The 15881-nt window shown below is 72.1% G+C and carries 13 protein-coding genes; 6 read left to right on the top strand and 7 right to left on the bottom strand.

Features of this window, described 5'->3' with window-relative positions; translation table 11 throughout:
- The first annotated feature begins 54 nt into the window (after positions 1-54).
- Positions 55-786, top strand: a complete 732-nt coding sequence (locus tag AB0E24_RS17600; protein ID WP_359377977.1) for a DUF429 domain-containing protein — start codon at positions 55-57, stop codon at positions 784-786.
- Between the two features lie 113 nt (positions 787-899).
- On the opposite strand, the gene AB0E24_RS17595 is transcribed toward AB0E24_RS17600, so the two are convergent.
- On the bottom strand, positions 900-2060 hold the full coding sequence (locus AB0E24_RS17595; RefSeq protein ID WP_093707634.1) for a transglycosylase family protein: 1161 nt from the start codon (positions 2058-2060) through the stop codon (positions 900-902).
- A 1546-nt stretch (positions 2061-3606) separates the two neighbouring features.
- Between AB0E24_RS17595 and AB0E24_RS17590 the strand changes: the two genes are divergently transcribed.
- A complete protein-coding gene (locus tag AB0E24_RS17590; RefSeq protein WP_359377974.1) occupies positions 3607-4440 on the top strand; it encodes an MOSC domain-containing protein in 834 nt (277 codons plus the stop codon).
- A 10-nt stretch (positions 4441-4450) separates the two neighbouring features.
- On the opposite strand, the gene AB0E24_RS17585 is transcribed toward AB0E24_RS17590, so the two are convergent.
- The 4 genes from AB0E24_RS17585 to AB0E24_RS17570 all read right to left on the bottom strand — a co-directional run bounded on the left by AB0E24_RS17585 (position 4451) and on the right by AB0E24_RS17570 (position 6482).
- Complete coding sequence (locus tag AB0E24_RS17585; protein WP_359377971.1) at positions 4451-4861, bottom strand: SRPBCC family protein; 411 nt, start codon at positions 4859-4861, stop codon at positions 4451-4453.
- 71 nt (positions 4862-4932) lie between these two features.
- The gene (locus AB0E24_RS17580) at positions 4933-5169 is read right to left on the bottom strand and encodes a hypothetical protein (protein ID WP_359377968.1); all 237 of its coding nucleotides are present in this window, start codon (positions 5167-5169) and stop codon (positions 4933-4935) included.
- Between the two features lie 210 nt (positions 5170-5379).
- Positions 5380-5616: a DUF397 domain-containing protein gene (locus AB0E24_RS17575; RefSeq protein ID WP_069860645.1), complete on the bottom strand. Its 237-nt coding sequence runs from the start codon at positions 5614-5616 to the stop codon at positions 5380-5382.
- A 5-nt stretch (positions 5617-5621) separates the two neighbouring features.
- Complete coding sequence (locus tag AB0E24_RS17570; RefSeq protein WP_069860646.1) at positions 5622-6482, bottom strand: Sco1979 family transcriptional regulator; 861 nt, start codon at positions 6480-6482, stop codon at positions 5622-5624.
- Between the two features lie 212 nt (positions 6483-6694).
- Between AB0E24_RS17570 and AB0E24_RS17565 the strand changes: the two genes are divergently transcribed.
- Positions 6695-7165, top strand: a complete 471-nt coding sequence (locus AB0E24_RS17565; protein WP_079152774.1) for a hypothetical protein — start codon at positions 6695-6697, stop codon at positions 7163-7165.
- Between the two features lie 36 nt (positions 7166-7201).
- On the opposite strand, the gene AB0E24_RS17560 is transcribed toward AB0E24_RS17565, so the two are convergent.
- Together AB0E24_RS17560 and AB0E24_RS17555 are read right to left on the bottom strand one after the other, a co-directional pair.
- Positions 7202-9154 (bottom strand): pyridoxal phosphate-dependent aminotransferase, encoded by a 1953-nt coding sequence (locus AB0E24_RS17560; protein ID WP_359378065.1) that lies wholly within the window; start codon positions 9152-9154, stop codon positions 7202-7204.
- 231 nt (positions 9155-9385) lie between these two features.
- Positions 9386-11689: an ATP-binding protein gene (locus tag AB0E24_RS17555; protein ID WP_359377964.1), complete on the bottom strand. Its 2304-nt coding sequence runs from the start codon at positions 11687-11689 to the stop codon at positions 9386-9388.
- A gap of 364 nt (positions 11690-12053) precedes the next feature.
- On the opposite strand from AB0E24_RS17555, the gene AB0E24_RS17550 reads away from it, so the two are divergent.
- The 3 genes from AB0E24_RS17550 (at position 12054) to AB0E24_RS17540 (ending at position 15872) form a co-directional block, all read left to right on the top strand.
- Positions 12054-12248, top strand: a complete 195-nt coding sequence (locus tag AB0E24_RS17550) for a DUF5999 family protein (protein ID WP_079152775.1) — start codon at positions 12054-12056, stop codon at positions 12246-12248.
- Positions 12245-12781, top strand: coding sequence for an ATP-binding protein (locus AB0E24_RS17545; RefSeq protein ID WP_359377961.1), 537 nt, complete (start codon positions 12245-12247; stop codon positions 12779-12781). The genes AB0E24_RS17550 and AB0E24_RS17545 overlap by 4 nt, the downstream gene beginning before the upstream one ends.
- Before the next feature lie 196 nt (positions 12782-12977).
- A complete protein-coding gene (locus tag AB0E24_RS17540; protein WP_069860650.1) occupies positions 12978-15872 on the top strand; it encodes a helix-turn-helix transcriptional regulator in 2895 nt (964 codons plus the stop codon).
- The last annotated feature ends 9 nt before the right edge of the window (positions 15873-15881 follow it).

Genomic DNA, 15881 nt, shown 5'->3' with positions numbered 1-15881 from the left:
CCTTCCATGCCGTTCGGCCCCGCCCCGGCTCCTGCGTGTGGTCGGATACGGCGCATGGGTTCCCGTCGCGATGCTTTTCACACCCCCTCCGCATCCGGATGCGCCGAATCACCCGTCGTGGGGGTGGACGCCTGCCGCACCGGCTGGGTGGCCGTCGCCCTGGACGAGGAGGGCCGCTTCGCCGGGGCCGACACCGCAGGCGGGCTGGGCGAACTGCTCGGCCGGATTCCGGACGCCGCCGTGGTGGCGGTCGATATGCCGCTGGGGCTGCTGGCGGAAGGATGGCGCGAGGCGGACGGCCTGGCCGTCGCGAAGGTGGCCCCGCACCGCTCCCGGGTCTTCTCCGTGCCGCCGCGCGGGGTCTGGGAGGCGGACGACTACGCCGGGGCCAATATCCGTTGCCGGGAGCTGACCGGTCAGGGGCTGAGCCGTCAGTCCTGGGGGCTGGCGGCCAAGCTGCGCGAGGCCAACGCGTGCCGCGACGGCGGCGACCACCGGCTGTACGAGGTCCATCCCGAGGTCTCCTTCGCCGCCATCGACGAGGGGCGGCCCGTGGCCTGGAGCAAGAAGAGCTGGAACGGCCAGGCCGTGCGCCGCCGGTTGCTGGCGGGCCAGGGCATCGTTCTGCCCGACGACCTCGGACCGGCCGGGCGGGTGCCGCCCGACGATGTGCTGGACGCCGCGGCGGCGGCCTGGAGCGCCCGGCGCATCGCGCTGGGGACCGCCCGGAGCCTGCCCGACCCGCCGCAGAAGGCGGCCGGGCTGCCCGTCGCGATCTGGTACTGACGGATTCCCCGCACGGATGGCGGGAGGCCGCCCGAGCCGTGCCTCGGGCGGCCTCCCCTTCCCCCACCCCTCGGAGATGGACCGTGTGGACGCCAGGCGTCCGGTGTGAGCTGTCAGACCCCGACGCCGTGTGAGCGCAGATAGGCGAGCGGGTCGATATCGGATCCGAAGCGCGGGCCGGTGCGGACCTCGAAGTGGAGATGCGGTCCGGTGGCGTAGCCGGTGCTGCCGGACCGGGCGATCAGCACGCCCGCCTCGACCGACTGCCCGGTGCGGACCGTCAGCGCCGACAGATGCCCGTAGTGGGTGTAGAGGCCGTCGGCGTGACGGACGATCACCTGGTAGCCGAAGGCGCCGCCCCACCCCGCCGCCACCACGGTGCCCGGGGCGGCCGCGTGTACGGAGGTGCCGACGGGGACCGCGAAGTCCACGCCGGTGTGATGGCCGCTCGCCCACCGCGCGCCGCGGATGCCGTACGCCGCGCTGACCGGCCCGCTGACCGGGGCCGTATGCGGGCGCGCGGCCGTCTTGCGGACCACCGTGTGGCTCGAGATCGTCGAGGCGCGGTGCCGGGGCGTCGCCTTGCGGGGGTGGTGGGAGCCCGCGGGCAGTGCGAGCCGCTGCCCCGGGTGGATGAGGTGGGGGTTGGGACCGACGGTTCCCCGGTTGGCGTGGTACAGCGCCTTCCAGCCACCGCGGACGGAGGCACGCGTGGCGATGCGGGACAGTGTGTCGCCGCGCACCACCGAGTAGGAGCCGGATGCCGCGGCGCGCCGGGCGGTGTGCTGCCGGGCCCGGGACTTCGCGGTGGACTTGGGCGACTTCTTGGCGGGCTTGGCCGGCTGCTTGACGTGGGGTTCGGCGTCGCGGCTCGCCACCTCGGCGGGCGGGCCGGAGCGGGTCAGCCGGCCCCGGACGGAGCAGACCGGCCATGCGCCGGGGCCCTGTTTGCGCAGGACCGCCTCCGCCACGGTGATCTGCTGGGCCTTGGACGCCAGGTCGGCCCGCGAGGCGTAGGCGGTGCCGCCGAACGCCGCCCAGGTGTGCTGGGCGAATTGCAGCCCGCCGTAGTAGCCGTTGCCGGTGTTGATGTGCCAGTTGCCGCCGCTCTCGCACTTGGCGACGCGGTCCCAGGTGTCCACCGAGGCCGCGTGGGCGGCGCCGGTGCCGAGGAACGGCAGGACGATGCCGACACCGCCGGCGGTGAGGGCCGCGCACAGCGGGGAGACCCGGCTGGGCGATGCGGGGCGTCGGTGACTTCCTCGTACGGCCATGAGGCTGGTTCCTCTCCACAACGGCTCTCGACGTGCCCTCCGGAGGACCCGGCGGGCTGTACGAGTACCGCAGCCCGGCCCCGCTGGTCACAAGGCGCAGGGGGCCTCACGGACCGCCGCGCGCCGCCCGGTGCGACCCCGGAATCAGCTGACGCTCCGTCAGTTCAGTGGTGGGAGGCGCACGGGGGGCCGGGGGCGCACGGCCGTCGGCGGGTCGGCACCGGCGGGTCGGCGGCGGAAGCCGGTGGTCGTACCCTGCGGACGCCCTCGTACGGCGGGAAATGATTCTCCGGCGCGCCGGATGGGACGGACGCTATTCCGCCGGATTGGTATCCGGGTGATCGGTGACCGATCTCGGGCGGCTGGCCGCGTGAATTGCCGCCGCCGCACGGGTTGTTGAGAGATGGACGAGCGGCGGGCGGCTCAATAGGGCGCCTGGTGCGGGCCCGGCACCGGGCACGGGATCTTCCCCGGCGCTATTGCGCCGCCGCCCGGTCAAGATCGACCGCTTGGCGGCCGGGCTCGGGCGGATGGCCGTATCCGCGCGGTAGCGCGCTGGAACCAGCAGCTCCGGCCCACTCCCCGGCAGCCGCGGAATGCGGGGGGAGTGGAGGAGAGAAGGGGACAAGGGGAGAAGGGGAGAGCGGGAGACGGTGGGAGGGGCGGGAAATAGGACGGCCTTGCGGTGGGGCGGGGAAGAGGGGGACGCATGAGCGAACGCGCCGGTCGGGCCCGCCGGCTTCTCCCGGCGCGCGGCGCGAGACCGCATCGCATCCACGGGGGCCTGCCGCCGACCGCCGCGTTCCGGGGGCGGGGCCGACCGTGAGCGGGCGCGGCCCCGGGCGACGGCGCGGCGGGGAGAAGGAGAAAGGAGAGGTGACCGAGGGCGCCGGGTGCGGAACCCCGACTCGACTCCTATGCTCTCTCGCATCCGGTATGGCTCGCGGAACAGGGCGAACTGCTTGGCGCCTGGGTCAACTCATAGCCGTCAGAACGGACTTGACTCGGCGTTCACCGCATCTCTTGTCGCGCATCGCCGCGACGACCGCCCGTGCGCCGCGGCAGTTCTCCGAAAAGGGCCGGTCGTGATGGCGGCGGGGAACTGGCGGAGAATCACGCCGTCCGTGTATAGCGGGAACCGCGTCACCGCGCATATCATTGGCTCACATCGACTTCCTCCCTTCGGCTCCGCCCGAAGGGGTGGTACCGAAATAATCACTCTTCACCCCGCCTGACCGGGACCTCTGGCGACGCGGGGGCCGCGCTTTTCCCGCGACCTCGTCCGCCGCTCCGTGGAAACGGTCCGTTTTGGGTTCCGGTCGGCGGAAGGCGCAGCGCGCCTACGGCATGTGCCGGTGGTCACCGGCCATGCGCGGTGGGTCATTCGGCGTACTCCGCGCTACGCCTTGCCGCTGGACGCCGGGCCGGGGGCGCATGGCGGGACCGGTGCATGCCAAGAACCGCCGGTCGGGCACCGGGCGGCGGCGCGGGAGCGCCCCACACCGGCCGATCAGGGCCGCCGTCACCCCTGGGATAAGGTGCGCGGATGGCGACCGTTGTCGAGCTGACCTCCTATCCCGTCAAGGGATGCGCGGGCGTTCCCGTGTCCGAGACGCTGCTTACGCAGGCCGGTCTGCGGCACGACCGCAGCTTCATGGTCATCGGCGAGGACGGGGCGTGCCGCACTCAGCGGCGGGATCCCCGGCTTGCCGTCATCCGCCCCGCCATCGACACCGACGGCGAACGCCTCACCCTCTCTGCCCCCGGCGAGGGCGAAGTGGCCATCGACGTCGACACCACATCCGCCCGGCGCGAGGTCAAGGTGTTCGACAACCCCTACCTCGGCATCGACCAGGGCGAGGACGTCGCGAGGTGGCTTTCGCGGACACTGGGCGCGCCGAGCAGGCTGGTACGGGTGCCGCCGGAACACCACCGGGTGACCGAAGGATGGATCCCCGGCACCTGTGGCTACGCCGACAGTGGCGCGGTGCACCTCGTCTCCCGGGCCAGCCTGGACGGGCTGAACCAGCGGATCGCCGAGGCCGGTGGCGCGGCGCTGCCGATGAGCCGCTTCCGCCCCGGCATCGTGCTCGGCGGATGGGACGAACCCCATCGGGAGGACCGGGTCCGCAGGATCGCCATCGGCGGTGTCGAGCTGGGCTTCGCCAAGCACACCGCCCGATGTGCCGTGCCGACGGTCGACCAGAGCAGGGGTGTGAAGGCGGGCCCGGAGCCCCTGCGCACCCTGGCCGGCTACCGGCGCGGCCCCGGCGGCGCCACCCTGTTCGGCTGCCAGTTCTCCGTGACCCGCACCGGAAAACTCGCCGTGGGCGATGAGGTGTCCGTCATCGAGTGGGACGGGCCGCCGCCGGGGGAGTGACCGGGAGCGCTCAGACCGACGCCAGCACCTTGGCGAAGCTGTCCAGGAGCCGGTTGGCGCCCTCCTCGGCCTGGGCGCACTGCTCCCGCGGCGGGGCCGGCTGCCGGAGCACCACCCGGGTCCGGCCGTCGCCAAGATCGGCGAGGGTGGCCGTCATCTCCATGGCCCCCTGTGGCAGGTCCAGGGTCCACACCAGCCGCTCCTGGCCGACCACCTCGCGGTAGACGCCGCGCATCGGCATCTCGCCCCCGGGAGTGGCGACGGTCGCCTTCCAGGCGCCACCCGGCCGGACGTCGAGGGCGACGGATTCGGGCGCGGCGCCGAACCAGCGGGCGAAGTAATCCGGTTCGGTCCACACCCGCCACACCGTCTCGCGCGGCGCGTCCAGGTCCCGGGTGATGGTGATCTCGGTGGTGCTCATGGTGTCTCCTCGGTGCGCGGGAAGGTGTTGCCACCCGTTGTCACCCATCAGACCGGCGCACCGCGCGGAACTCATCGGTCCGCGCCCAGCGGACTTCCGCCCGCGCGGCCGATCCACTGCCGGCGCGGCACATCGAGGCTCACCGACACCTCGCGGGCGGTGATGCCGGGCGGCTTCACCGGATCGAGGGTGGGTGGATCGGCCAGGCCGTCCTCGTCCCGGAACACCCCGTGGTGGATCACCGAGGAGGTGCCCGCCACGATCGAGCCATGGCGCGCCGAGGGACGCCGGGCCGCGCGTGGGGCCACTTCCTGGATGGCCCCGGGGCCGCCTGCGCTCCGCCGGAATCGGCTGGACCCGTTCGCGGGCGCGAGCGCCGTCCACGCGCTGGCCGAGGCCGTTCCGCAGATCACCGCGCTGACCGTCGGTCTGTCTGGCTGCGGACGCCTTGTGCGGTGGATCCGGCATCGGCAGGGACGCCGACGGCCGGCCGGCCGTCGGCGTCGTACGGGGGCATCTCAGCAGACGAGGAAGTCGGCCTCGCCCGCCTTGGCGCCCTGGATGAACGCCATGATCTCGGTGCGGGTGTAGATCAGCGCCGGACCGTCCGGATCGGTCGACTGACGGATCGCGACCCGTCCGTCGTCCAGCTTCATGGCTTCGACGCAATTGCCGCCGTTGCCACCGCTCCACGGCTTCTGCCAGCCCTCGCTGCCGAGGTCGCTCGCGCGCATGCCGTTGTGAATGCGATCCATTCCGATCAGAGCTCCTTGCGGAAATCCCGGAGGATTTCCTTCGTGCGTCGTGCGGTTGCCGCCTGGGCCGCCATGCGGTCCATGGCCTCCAGATGGGAGGCCACCTCGATGCGCTCATCCAGGTAGACGGCGCCGGTCAGGTACTCGACGTAGACCATGTCCGGCAGTTCGGGAACAGCGAAACGGAAGAGGACGAAGGGCCCATAGGTGCCCGGATGGTGTCCGGTGGAGAACTCCGAGATCTGAAGGGTGATCTGCGGCATCTCGACCGACTCCAGCAACTGGTCGATCTGGCGGCGCATCACCGCCGCCGAGCCCACCTGCCGGCGCAGCACCGTCTCGTCCATCACCACCCACAGACGGGGCGGGTCCCGCCGGGTGAGCAGCGTCTGCCGCTCCATGCGCAGCGCCACATGGCGCTCCGCCTGCCGGGTGCCGGACTGGCCGACCGCACCGGTCTGCATGACCGCGCGGGCGTAGTCCTCGGTCTGGAGCAGTCCGGGCACGAAATGCGGCTCGTACGCCCGGATCATCTCGGCCGCGCCCTCCAGGCTGACGTGGACGCTGAACCAGTCCGGGAGTATGTCGTGGAACCGCTGCCACCAGCCCGGCTTGTTGGCCTCCTCGGTCAGGGTGATGAATGAGTCCAGTTCCTCGCCGGTGATCCCGTAGGCGTCCAGCAGCATCTGGACATACGGAACCTTCAGCGCGACTTCGGCGGTCTCCATGCGGCGGACCGTGGCGGGCGCCACCCGCAACACTCTCGCCGCCTCGTCCCGCTTGAACCCCGCCTTCTCCCGCAGATCCTGGAGCCTCTTGCCGAGGACGACCTGACCCACGGTCGGGGCCGACCGCGGTTCGCTCACCTGAATCCCTCCCTGACCTCCCCAACGCTGCTGAGCGCAGTGTGCCATGGCCAGTGCGGAACGGACACATTGCACTTACAACTCTGCACTTTTCAGAGTGCCCCTTGCCAAGTGTGCGTGGCGGTGCGCATAGTTGCGTCATGATCCCGTTACCGCGTTCTGCCGCGGCGACCGCAGGCGCAAGCGGCCCGACTCTTGTGAAGTGCCCCTAGATGACGTACGCCTTCGCCGGTGCGCTGACCGGCCTCGTCCGCGGCCGGTTCGGCCGGCATGGATTCCGCCCGGCGCCCGGCCGCCACCGCCTTCAACTGCCACCGGCACTGCGGACGGAGCGGGCCTACGACGCGGTGGGGATCGCCGAGCGGCACGGCCCCGGGGTGATGGCGCTGCTGCCCCGGGCGGGATGTGTCCTCGCCGGGGCCGGGCACTGGTGGTGGATCGTGCCGCCCCAGTCGGACGTCGGGGTCAGCTGGCCCGCACCGGCCGTCTACGCGGTCGGCGCCATGGTGACCGGCCCGCCCGGGCGGCCGACCGGACCCGCGGGGGCGGAGGAGCCCGGTGTGGTGCACTGGCCGGGCGACGAAGAGCCGTACACCCATCCCCTGTTGCTGCATATCGCGGTCTGCGCGGCGGCCGGGGTCTCCCCGGCCTGGCCGTGCGACGAGCGGCTGCCGCGCTCATGACCCCGGCCGGGCACGCCATCGGTACCCCGGGGCCGGTCATGCCATCGAGTCGTCCTGGAGGTAGGCCGCGGGGCGCGGATAGCGCTGGAGCGCCGGAGTCTGCCCGGTCGGATCGTCGTCCGTCTCGCTGAGGGGCACCACCGGTGCCGCGGCCGCGGCCTTCAGCTCGGCGGGGTCGTAGGTCATGGCCTGGGTCTGATCCATCGGCGACGGCTCGGGCACACCGGCCTCCCGCCGGCCGTAGACCGGGATCTGGTCGACCGTGGTCTCCTCGGGCCGGGACCGGAGGTACGCGGCCGCCGCCCCCTGCCCCTGGGCGTCCTGGGCCTGGACGATCGGGATCTGGGAGGTCTGCGCCTGGGCGCCCTGGTACTGCGCGCTCTGCGGCTGGGGCGCCATCCGCATCAACGGCGCCTGGGCCGGCTGCAACTGCCCGGCCTGGAACTGCTGCGCCGGTTCCTGCTGCGGGATCTGCGGCTGGGGCACCTGGACCATCTGGGGCTGCGGCAGCGCTGCCGGAGCCTGGTACAGGGGCGGCTGGACCGGGGGCGTGGCGACATACGCGGGCGACAGCTCCGCGAGCGGCTGCTGCTGGACGTACCCCGTTGAGACGCCCGCGGCGCCCGCGCCCGCGAAGGTCGCGAGGGACGACGCTTGCCCGTACAGGTCGCCGGAGACGCCCTGCGGGCCCGGAAGGGCGGCGGCCGCGGCGTACATCGGCTGGGGCTCCTGCGCCACCGGCGCCGCGGTCAGCTGGGGCGGCTGCTGGAAGGAGTAGTCCAGCGACGGCGCCGGTGAGGAGGCGAACCCCGGGTAGCCGGAGGAGTCCGCGTACCCCGAGGGCACCGACGGCTGCTGCTCCCAGCTGACCTGGGGAGCGTAGAAGGACGTCCCGTACAGCACGGTGCTCAGCCCGGTCAGCAGCCGCTGCACATCCGGCTGGGAACGCACCACCAGCCGCATGAACTGACTGCTGCTGCCCAGCTTGTTGCCGCATTCGCGCACCAGCACCCCGTGCTGGGACAGCAGCTGGTCCCGGACCCAGCCGCCGTCCGTTCCGGCCGGCAGTTTGACGAAGACGAAGTTGCCCTGGGAGGGGTAGACCGTCATCCCGGGCAGCCCGGCCAGCTGGGTGGTCATCTGCTGCCGGTCGCGGCTGAGCATGCGCAGGCTCTCCACGTACTCCTGCCGGTACCGCTTCAGCATGAAGACGATGACCTCGGCGAAGGAGTTGAGGTTCCACTTCGGCAGCCGGGAGCGGATCTTCACGGCGAGCGAGGGATTGGCCACCAGATAGCCGAAGCGCACACCGTGCAGCCCGAAGTTCTTGCCGAGGCTGCGCAGCACGATCACGTTCGGGCGCAGGACGGCCTCGTCGACGACGCTCGGATACGCCTCGGCGTCCGCGAACTCCAGGAACGACTCGTCGATCACGATCAGGTCGAGGTCGGCCAGGGCGTCCATGATGCCGATGAGGGCCTGGCGGGGCAGCAGACCCCCGTCGGGGTTGTTCGGGTTGCAGATCACGGCGACCCGGGAGCCCCGGGAGCGTACGAAGTTGACGAAGGCGTTCGGGTCGAGAGCGAATCCGCTCATTTCCGGAAGCTGGAACATATCGACCCGTTTGCCGGTCTCCATCGGCTGGTCGGTCCAGCGGCCGAAGGTGGGAATCGGCACCGCCAGGCTTTCCTTCACCAGCAGATGGTCGATCCAGGTGATGAGCTCGGTCGAGCCGTTGCCCATCGCCATGGTCTGCGGCTGAAGTCCCAGCACATCGGCCAGTTCGGCGGTGATGGTCTCCGCGGGGCTCGGGTAGTAGGTGAGGATGTCCCGCAGCCTGACCGCCATCACGGCGAACATCGCGGGAGTGGGGAAGTACGGATTGCAGGGGATGCAGAAGTCCACGAGCTCCTGACCGCCACCCGTGACCCCGGCGCGGTTGAGCGCGAAGAACGACGGGCTGTGCGCGGTGCCACGGAAAAGTTCCATGGCATCACCGGAATTGCCGACTGCGGCAACAGTCACGGCGGGACCTCCTCGGTCGCGTGGGCCACGTCGACGCACTGACACGGCCGTTGCGGCTCGTCCCTCGAGCCTGACGCATGATCTCCCGAAGCCGGGCCGGGCGAGGATTTTCGTGGGGCTTGTGAGAATTTCGGGGACACATGCGCCGATGTCGAATAGAATTCCGCCTCTTGCCCCTTGAGAATCCGGGCCCCTTCAGACCGTGTCCTCCGGCGGGTGTTCACCTTCGGCATCGGCGGTGCGGTGCTGTTCCGCTACCCAGACCGCCACCTGCGCACGCGAGTTGAAACCCAGCTTGCTCAAAATGTGCTCGATATGGCCCTCGGCGGTGCGCTGGGCGATCACCAGCGACGAGGCGATCTCCTTGTTGCTGAGCCCCCGCGCGACCAGTTGCGCGATTTCGGACTCCCGGGGCGTCAGCGGCGACGGCCGCCCGCCCGCCGCCGTCTCCTCGCTGGGCAGTTCGTCCTCGAGCGCGTACCCCAGCGCCTCGGTGAAGGACAGCCGGGCGCCCTGTTTGGACGCCGCGTTGAAGGCCGGCTTGCCCAGCGCCCGCCGCGCCGCGGCCTCGCACTCCTCGTGGTAATGGACGAGATGCCCGTAGCCGGACAGCGGGGCGCCGATGGCGTGCCAGATGATCCCCAGGGCGCCCAGCAGCCTGGCCGCCCGCGTGTAGTCCCGGTCGGTGGCCGCGATCCAGGCCAGTACCTCCAGATTGACCCCGATGCCCAGCGGATCGTCCAGCGAGCGGTTGAACGACAGGCTCTCCTTCTCCAGGGCGGCCGCCCTGGCGGTGTCGCCCTGGCGCCATACGTCCACGCCGAGCGCCATCATCGTGTAGGCACGGTGCCAGCCCTCCCCGTACGCGTCGCACACCGCCAGCGACTCCTCGCCCAGCGCGATCGCGCCCGGTGAGTCGCCGATGAAGGAGTGCGCGAGCGAGAGCCGGATGAGCGCCAGGGCCAGCCCCACCGGGTCGCCGATCGCGCGATGGCGGGAGACGGCCTCCTCGTAGAGCGCGATCGCCGACCGGGTCTCGCCCCGGTACATGGCGACCATGCCGGAGTAGAGCGCGGTGTAGGCGAGCACCGGGTCCAGGCCGAGCCGGGTCCCGATGGACCGGCTCTCCTCGAGCATGGCCGCGGCGGCGTCGGTGTCGGACTGGATGACGGCCAGCCAGCTGTCGGTCCACAGGGCCCGCGCCCGTGCCGCGGTGGGTTCGGCGCACACCGCCAGGGCCTGGTCCAGCCAGCGGCGGCCCTCGCCGAGGTAGTAGCTGGTGATCCAGTGGTAGAGCAGGTCGGCGGCCATGTCCAGACCGCGGACGGCCTGCCCGGGGTCGGCCAGGGAGCCCTCCAGGGCGGTGCGCAGATTGGCGTGCTCCAGATGGAGCCGGGTGAACCACTGCACCTGGGCCGGTCCGAAGAGCGCGGCCCGCGCGTCCGCGGCGAGCCCGCGGTAGTAGTCGCGATGGCGCCGCAGCCGCACGGCCTCCTCCTCGGAGGCCGCCAGCCGCTCACGGCCGTACGCGCGCAGCGTGTCCAGCATCCGGTAGCGCACCGACGTCCGGTGCTCCTCCCTGAGCAGCACCGACTTGTCCACCAGCTCGGCCACCAGGTCCAGGATCTCCTCGCGCTCGATGCCCTCGCCCGAGCAGACCGCCTCGGCCGCGTCCAGGTCCAGGCTTCCGGCGAACACCGAGACCCGGGCCCACAGCAGCCGCTCCCGCTCGGTGCACAGCTCATAGCTCCAGTCGATCAGCGCCCGCAGCGTCCGATGGCGGGGGAGGACCGTCCGGGAGCCGGTGGTGAGCAGCCGGAACCGGTCGTCCAGCCGCTCCAGCAGCTGCTGTACGGACAGGACGCGCAGCCGTACGGCCGCGAGCTCGATGCCCAGCGGGATGCCGTCCAGCCGGCGGCAGATCAGCTCGACCGCGTCCCGGTTGTCCTCGTCGAGCTCGAAGCCGGGCACGATGGCCGCGGCCCGCTCGACGAACAGCCGTATCGCGTCGTACCGCGCGAGCGTCGCGAGGGAGGGCCGTGCCCCCCGGGGGTCCGGCAGCCCCAGAGTGGGGACGGCCAAGCTCTGCTCACCGGCGGTGCCCAGCGCCTGACGGCTGGTGGTCAACAGCCGCAGCCGGGGGGCCGCGCGCAGCAGCCGGTCGGCGAGCCGGGCGCACTCCTCCAGGAGGTGTTCGCAGTTGTCGAGGACGATCAGGGCCTGCCGGTCCCGCAGATGGTCGACGAGGACGTCCATCGCCGGGCGGGAGGAGTGGTCCCGTATCTCCAGCGCCTCGGTGACGCCCTGGGCGAGCAGCGAGGGGTTGTCCAGCTCGGCGAGTTCGGCCAGCCAGACGCCGTCCGGGAAGGCCCGGCGCGCCTCGTCCGCGACCCGCAGCGCCAGCCGGGTCTTGCCGACCCCACCGGCGCCGGTGAGGGTGACCAGACGGGACGCGGACAGCATCCGCTTGACCTCGGCCGCCTCATGCCGACGTCCCACGAAACTGGTCACCTCGGCGGGCAGCCGCACTGTCTGTCGCCCGGTCGGGGTGCCTGTCGCCACCGCACCCATCGATGCCTCGCACCGGCCTCGGGTGGACCGGGCCGTTGCCCGCGCGGACCCGAAGCCCTGTTTCCAGGCTATGCCCGGGCCGGGAACCACCGCACACACGCCGGGCGGCCCGACCCGCCGGGGCGGGGATTCACCGAGGGTGAGCGGCCGCCACCTCCCGGTGGCGGCGGGGGCGGGTTCAGGTACCCATGCGGGGATATCTCCCCTCGCCGCGCACCGCCGCGCCGACCCAGGATGGTGACCTCGGTGACGAGTTCCGCCGCCCTATTGCGGAAGATCGAAGGTTCGGACCATGTGCCTCCACCAACCCCCATGTCCGTCGGCCGACGCATCGGACCATGATTCGGCGCGCCTGGTGGCCACCCACCCCGAGCAGGGATGGAGCCTGCTCTGCAATGGCGTGGTGATCTTCGCGGACGCGGGTGAAATCCTTCCCGACGGGCGTGCCATCCCCGCCCCCCGGACCAGTCCCGACCAGTCAGCATGAACGCCGCCATCCTCACCCACTCGCACACCTCTCCGGTGAGCACCGAGCGCCGGCCCGCCGCGGCCGGGCCTCCCGCCACCACCGGCGGGACGTCATGGCTGCTGCCCTCCGAGCCCTCCTCGGTGCCCAGGGCCCGGCGGCTGACGCTCGCCCAGGTGACGGCGTGGACGCTGCACGAGTTCGCCGACGACGCCGAACTGCTCGTCAGCGAGCTGGTGACCAATGCCCTGCGGCATGCGGGCGGGCCGATCCGTCTGACGCTCTCCCGGTGCTCCGTCGACCGCGCCTTCCGGTGCGAGGTGGCGGACGAGGACCCGGGGCAGCCCCGGGTGTGCCGGCCGTGCGACGAGGACGAAGGCGGGCGCGGGCTCCATCTGCTGGACATGCTCTCCCGCTGCTGGGGATCCACCTGTACGGCGGCGGGCAAGGTCGTCTGGTTCGAGCTCCACCCGCCTGCCGTCGCCCTGGAAGCCGCCCTGGACGGAGCGCGAACGACCCCCCTGATCGTGAGCCGACGAAGGGAGATGCCATAGACGACTTCACGCCTCGTACCCACACAGTGATACCGATCGGCCCGGGGACGGAATGGTGAAGGCCCTCACCACACCTTCCGTCTCCGGGCTTCATTGTGAAGATTGATCGTCGTCATCGCGGTCGTGTAGCCTGATGATCGCAGCAGCAGCACACTTTTCCGAAAGTTTTCGCATTTTGTGGTTCTGAGGAGGCTGCGTGGTGGACCGGAAAACCGATTCCGGTTTACCCGGCGCGCTGGTCGGGCGCGTAGCCGAACTCGAGGCACTGACCGCCCACGCGGAGGCCGCCCAGCGCGGACGATCCGGGGTGGTGGTTCTCTCCGGTCCGGCCGGAATCGGCAAGACCAGCCTGTTGCGCGCCTTTCTCGACGGTGACGCCTGCCGGAAGATGACCGTTCTGCACGGTGTCTGCGGTGAGGTGGTGGCCGGCGCCGGATACGGCGGGGTGCGCGCCCTCTTCGGGGGACTCGGCCTCTCCGCCGAGGACGCCCAGGACTCCCCGCTGCTGCGCGGCAGCGCCCGCCGTGCGCTGCCCGCCCTGAGCCCGCACCCGGGCGAGGAGGGGCCGTCCACCGCCGTCTACCCGGTGCTGCACGGCCTGTACTGGCTCGCGGCCAATCTGATGGCCCAGGGCCCGCTCGTACTCGTCCTGGACGATGTCCACTGGTGCGACGAGCGGTCCCTGCGCTGGATCGACTTCCTGCTGCGCCGGGCCGACCAGCTGCCGCTGCTGGTGGTGCTCGCCCAGCGCACCGAGGCGGAACCGGTCGCCCCCGCGGCCCTGGCGGACATCCTCGCCCAGCCGCGCTCCTCGGTGATCCGCCTCCACCCGCTGACCCGCACCGAAGTGGCCGAGATGGCCCGCCGGGTCTTCGCGGCCCCCGTCGCGCTCTCCTTCGCCGAACGCGCCGCCGCCGTCTGCCGCGGCAACCCGCTGACCGTCACCCGGCTGCTGCGCGAGCTGCGGGCCAAGGGCGTATCGCCCGACGAGAGCGGCATCCGCGAGATCGCCGAGGTCGGGCAGTACGTGGTCGCCATGTCCGTGCGCGCCCTCTTCGACGCCCGGCCCGGCTGGGTCCGGGACGTGGCCACCGCCATCGCGGTGCTCGGGGAGGAGGACCCGGAGCACATCGGGGCGCTGGCCGGGGTGCCCGCCGCCCGCGTCGCGGAGGCCGTGGACCTGCTGCGCGGGGTCGAGGTGATGGCGCCGGACCGGGCGGACCTGGCCCATGACGTGGTGCGCTCCGCGGTGCTCGACGCCACCGGGGAGGAGCCGCTGGCCGAGCTGCGCGCCAGGGCCGCCCTGCTGCTGAGCGACGCCGGACGGCCCGCCGAGGAGGTCGCCAACCAGGTCCTGCTGGTGCCCGGCACCCCCCAGCCGTGGATGGGCTGGGTGCTGCGGGAGGCCGCCGCCCAGGCCGAGCACCGCGGCGCCCCGGAGGCCGCCGCCCGCTATCTCTACCGGGTCCTGGAGGCGGAGCCGGACAGCCTGTCGGCCCATGTCCCGCTCGCCAAGGCGCTCGCGGAGATCAATCCCGCCGAGGCCATCCGGCTGCTCAGGCGCGCGCTCAGCCTGGCCACCGACATCCGCACCAAGGCGCCCATCGCCGTGCAGTTCGGCCTCACCTGCCTCACCGTCCAGCAGTCGCCGGCCGCCGTACGGGTGCTCAGCGAGGTGCTCGACGAGCTCGAGGCCGCGCTGGGGCCGGACCCCGATCCACGCGACCGCGAGCTGCGCACCCTGGTCCAGTCGACGCTGCTGATCAGCGGATCCGATGAGAAGGCCACGATCCACACGGTCCGGGAGCGCTTCGCGCGGATTTCCGAACCCGCCGGGGACACCCCCGCCCAGCGGCAGATGCTGGCCATGATGACGGTCCTGTCCGCGATGGAGGGCCGCTCGGTGCGACGGGCGGTGGGGCAGGCCCGCCGCGCGCTGAGCTCCTCGGACCGGCTCGACAACTGGTCGCTGCTCTTCTCCGCGTTCACCCTGGGGCTGGCCGACGAGGTCGAGGGGGCGATGGGCGCGCTGGACCACGCGCTGCGCCAGGGCCAGGACAACGCCGCGGTGTGGTCGTATGTGATCACCCTGTCCTACCGCGCCCTGCTGATGCACGGTTTCGGCGCGATCCCCGACGCGCTCGCCGACGCCCAGACCGCCGTCGAGATCATCGCCGACGAGCGCTGGAGCGGCAATGTGACCATGCCCCAGACGGCGCTTGCGACGATCCTGATCGACCGGGGCGAACCGGAGCGGGCCGAGGAGCTGCTGGCCACCGTCACCCGGCCGAACCTGGAAGGGTTCGTCATGGAGTACCACTGGTACCTCATGGCCCGCGCCCGGGCCCGCTGGGCGCTCGGCGACAGCTCCGGCGCGCTGCGGCTGCTGTTCGACTGCGGCGCCTCCCTGGAGGAGTCCGGCTTCGCCAACCCGGCGTTCCTGCCCTGGTGGGCGGAGGCGGCCTGTGTGCTCGCGGCGGAGAAGCGGGCGGACGAGGCGGGGGACCTGGTGGAGCATGGCGCCGAGCTGGCCCGCCGCTGGAGCACCCCGCGCGCCTTCGGGCTCGCCGCACTCGCCCGCGGTGTGACCACACCCGGCGAGGCGGGCATCGCCCGACTCACCGAGGCGGTCGAGCACTTCTCCGGTTCGCCCGCCCGCGCCGAGCACGCCCGGGCCGAGTTCCTGCTCGGCGGGGCGCTGCTGGACATCGGACGGCCGCGCGACGCCCGGGAGCGGCTGCGCTCGGCCGTGGACCTCGCCCAGGGCTGCGGCGCGCTCGCCCTCGCCAAGGACGCCCGCAACCGGCTGGTCGCCGCGGGCGGCCGGATGCGCGAGATCACCGCCTCACCGGTCGACCTGCTCACCGGCACCGAGCGCAAGGTGGCCCAAATGGCCTCGAGCGGAGCGGGAAACCGCGAGATCGCCGAGTCGCTGTTCGTCACCGTACGCACCGTCGAGACCCATCTCACCAGCGTCTACCGCAAGCTGAGCGTCAGTCAGCGCGGGGAGCTGGCCTCGGTGCTCAGCACCCCGCGCCTTCCCGACCCACAGGCCCCGGCGTGGGTCTCCGCCTCGCGCGGCCGACGCTGACGCACACGC

Origin of the sequence: Streptomyces malaysiensis subsp. malaysiensis, from assembly GCF_040653035.1 — a bacterium.
GTDB classification, from domain to species: domain Bacteria; phylum Actinomycetota; class Actinomycetes; order Streptomycetales; family Streptomycetaceae; genus Streptomyces; species Streptomyces malaysiensis.
This window is presented reverse-complemented; position numbering and strand designations above follow the sequence as displayed.

Excerpts from the sequence above, each read along its gene's own strand:
- AB0E24_RS17550 (WP_079152775.1), top strand. The coding sequence starts at position 12,054 with ATGTGCCTCCACCAACCCCCATGTCCGTCGGCCGACGCATCGGACCAT.
- AB0E24_RS17565 (WP_079152774.1), top strand. The coding sequence starts at position 6,695 with ATGACGTACGCCTTCGCCGGTGCGCTGACCGGCCTCGTCCGCGGCCGG.
- AB0E24_RS17560 (WP_359378065.1), bottom strand. The coding sequence starts at position 9,154 with ATGGAACTTTTCCGTGGCACCGCGCACAGCCCGTCGTTCTTCGCGCTC.
- AB0E24_RS17600 (WP_359377977.1), top strand. The coding sequence starts at position 55 with ATGGGTTCCCGTCGCGATGCTTTTCACACCCCCTCCGCATCCGGATGC.
- AB0E24_RS17575 (WP_069860645.1), bottom strand. The coding sequence starts at position 5,616 with ATGGATCGCATTCACAACGGCATGCGCGCGAGCGACCTCGGCAGCGAG.
- AB0E24_RS17595 (WP_093707634.1), bottom strand. The coding sequence starts at position 2,060 with ATGGCCGTACGAGGAAGTCACCGACGCCCCGCATCGCCCAGCCGGGTC.
- AB0E24_RS17585 (WP_359377971.1), bottom strand. The coding sequence starts at position 4,861 with ATGAGCACCACCGAGATCACCATCACCCGGGACCTGGACGCGCCGCGC.
- AB0E24_RS17590 (WP_359377974.1), top strand. The coding sequence starts at position 3,607 with ATGGCGACCGTTGTCGAGCTGACCTCCTATCCCGTCAAGGGATGCGCG.
- AB0E24_RS17545 (WP_359377961.1), top strand. The coding sequence starts at position 12,245 with ATGAACGCCGCCATCCTCACCCACTCGCACACCTCTCCGGTGAGCACC.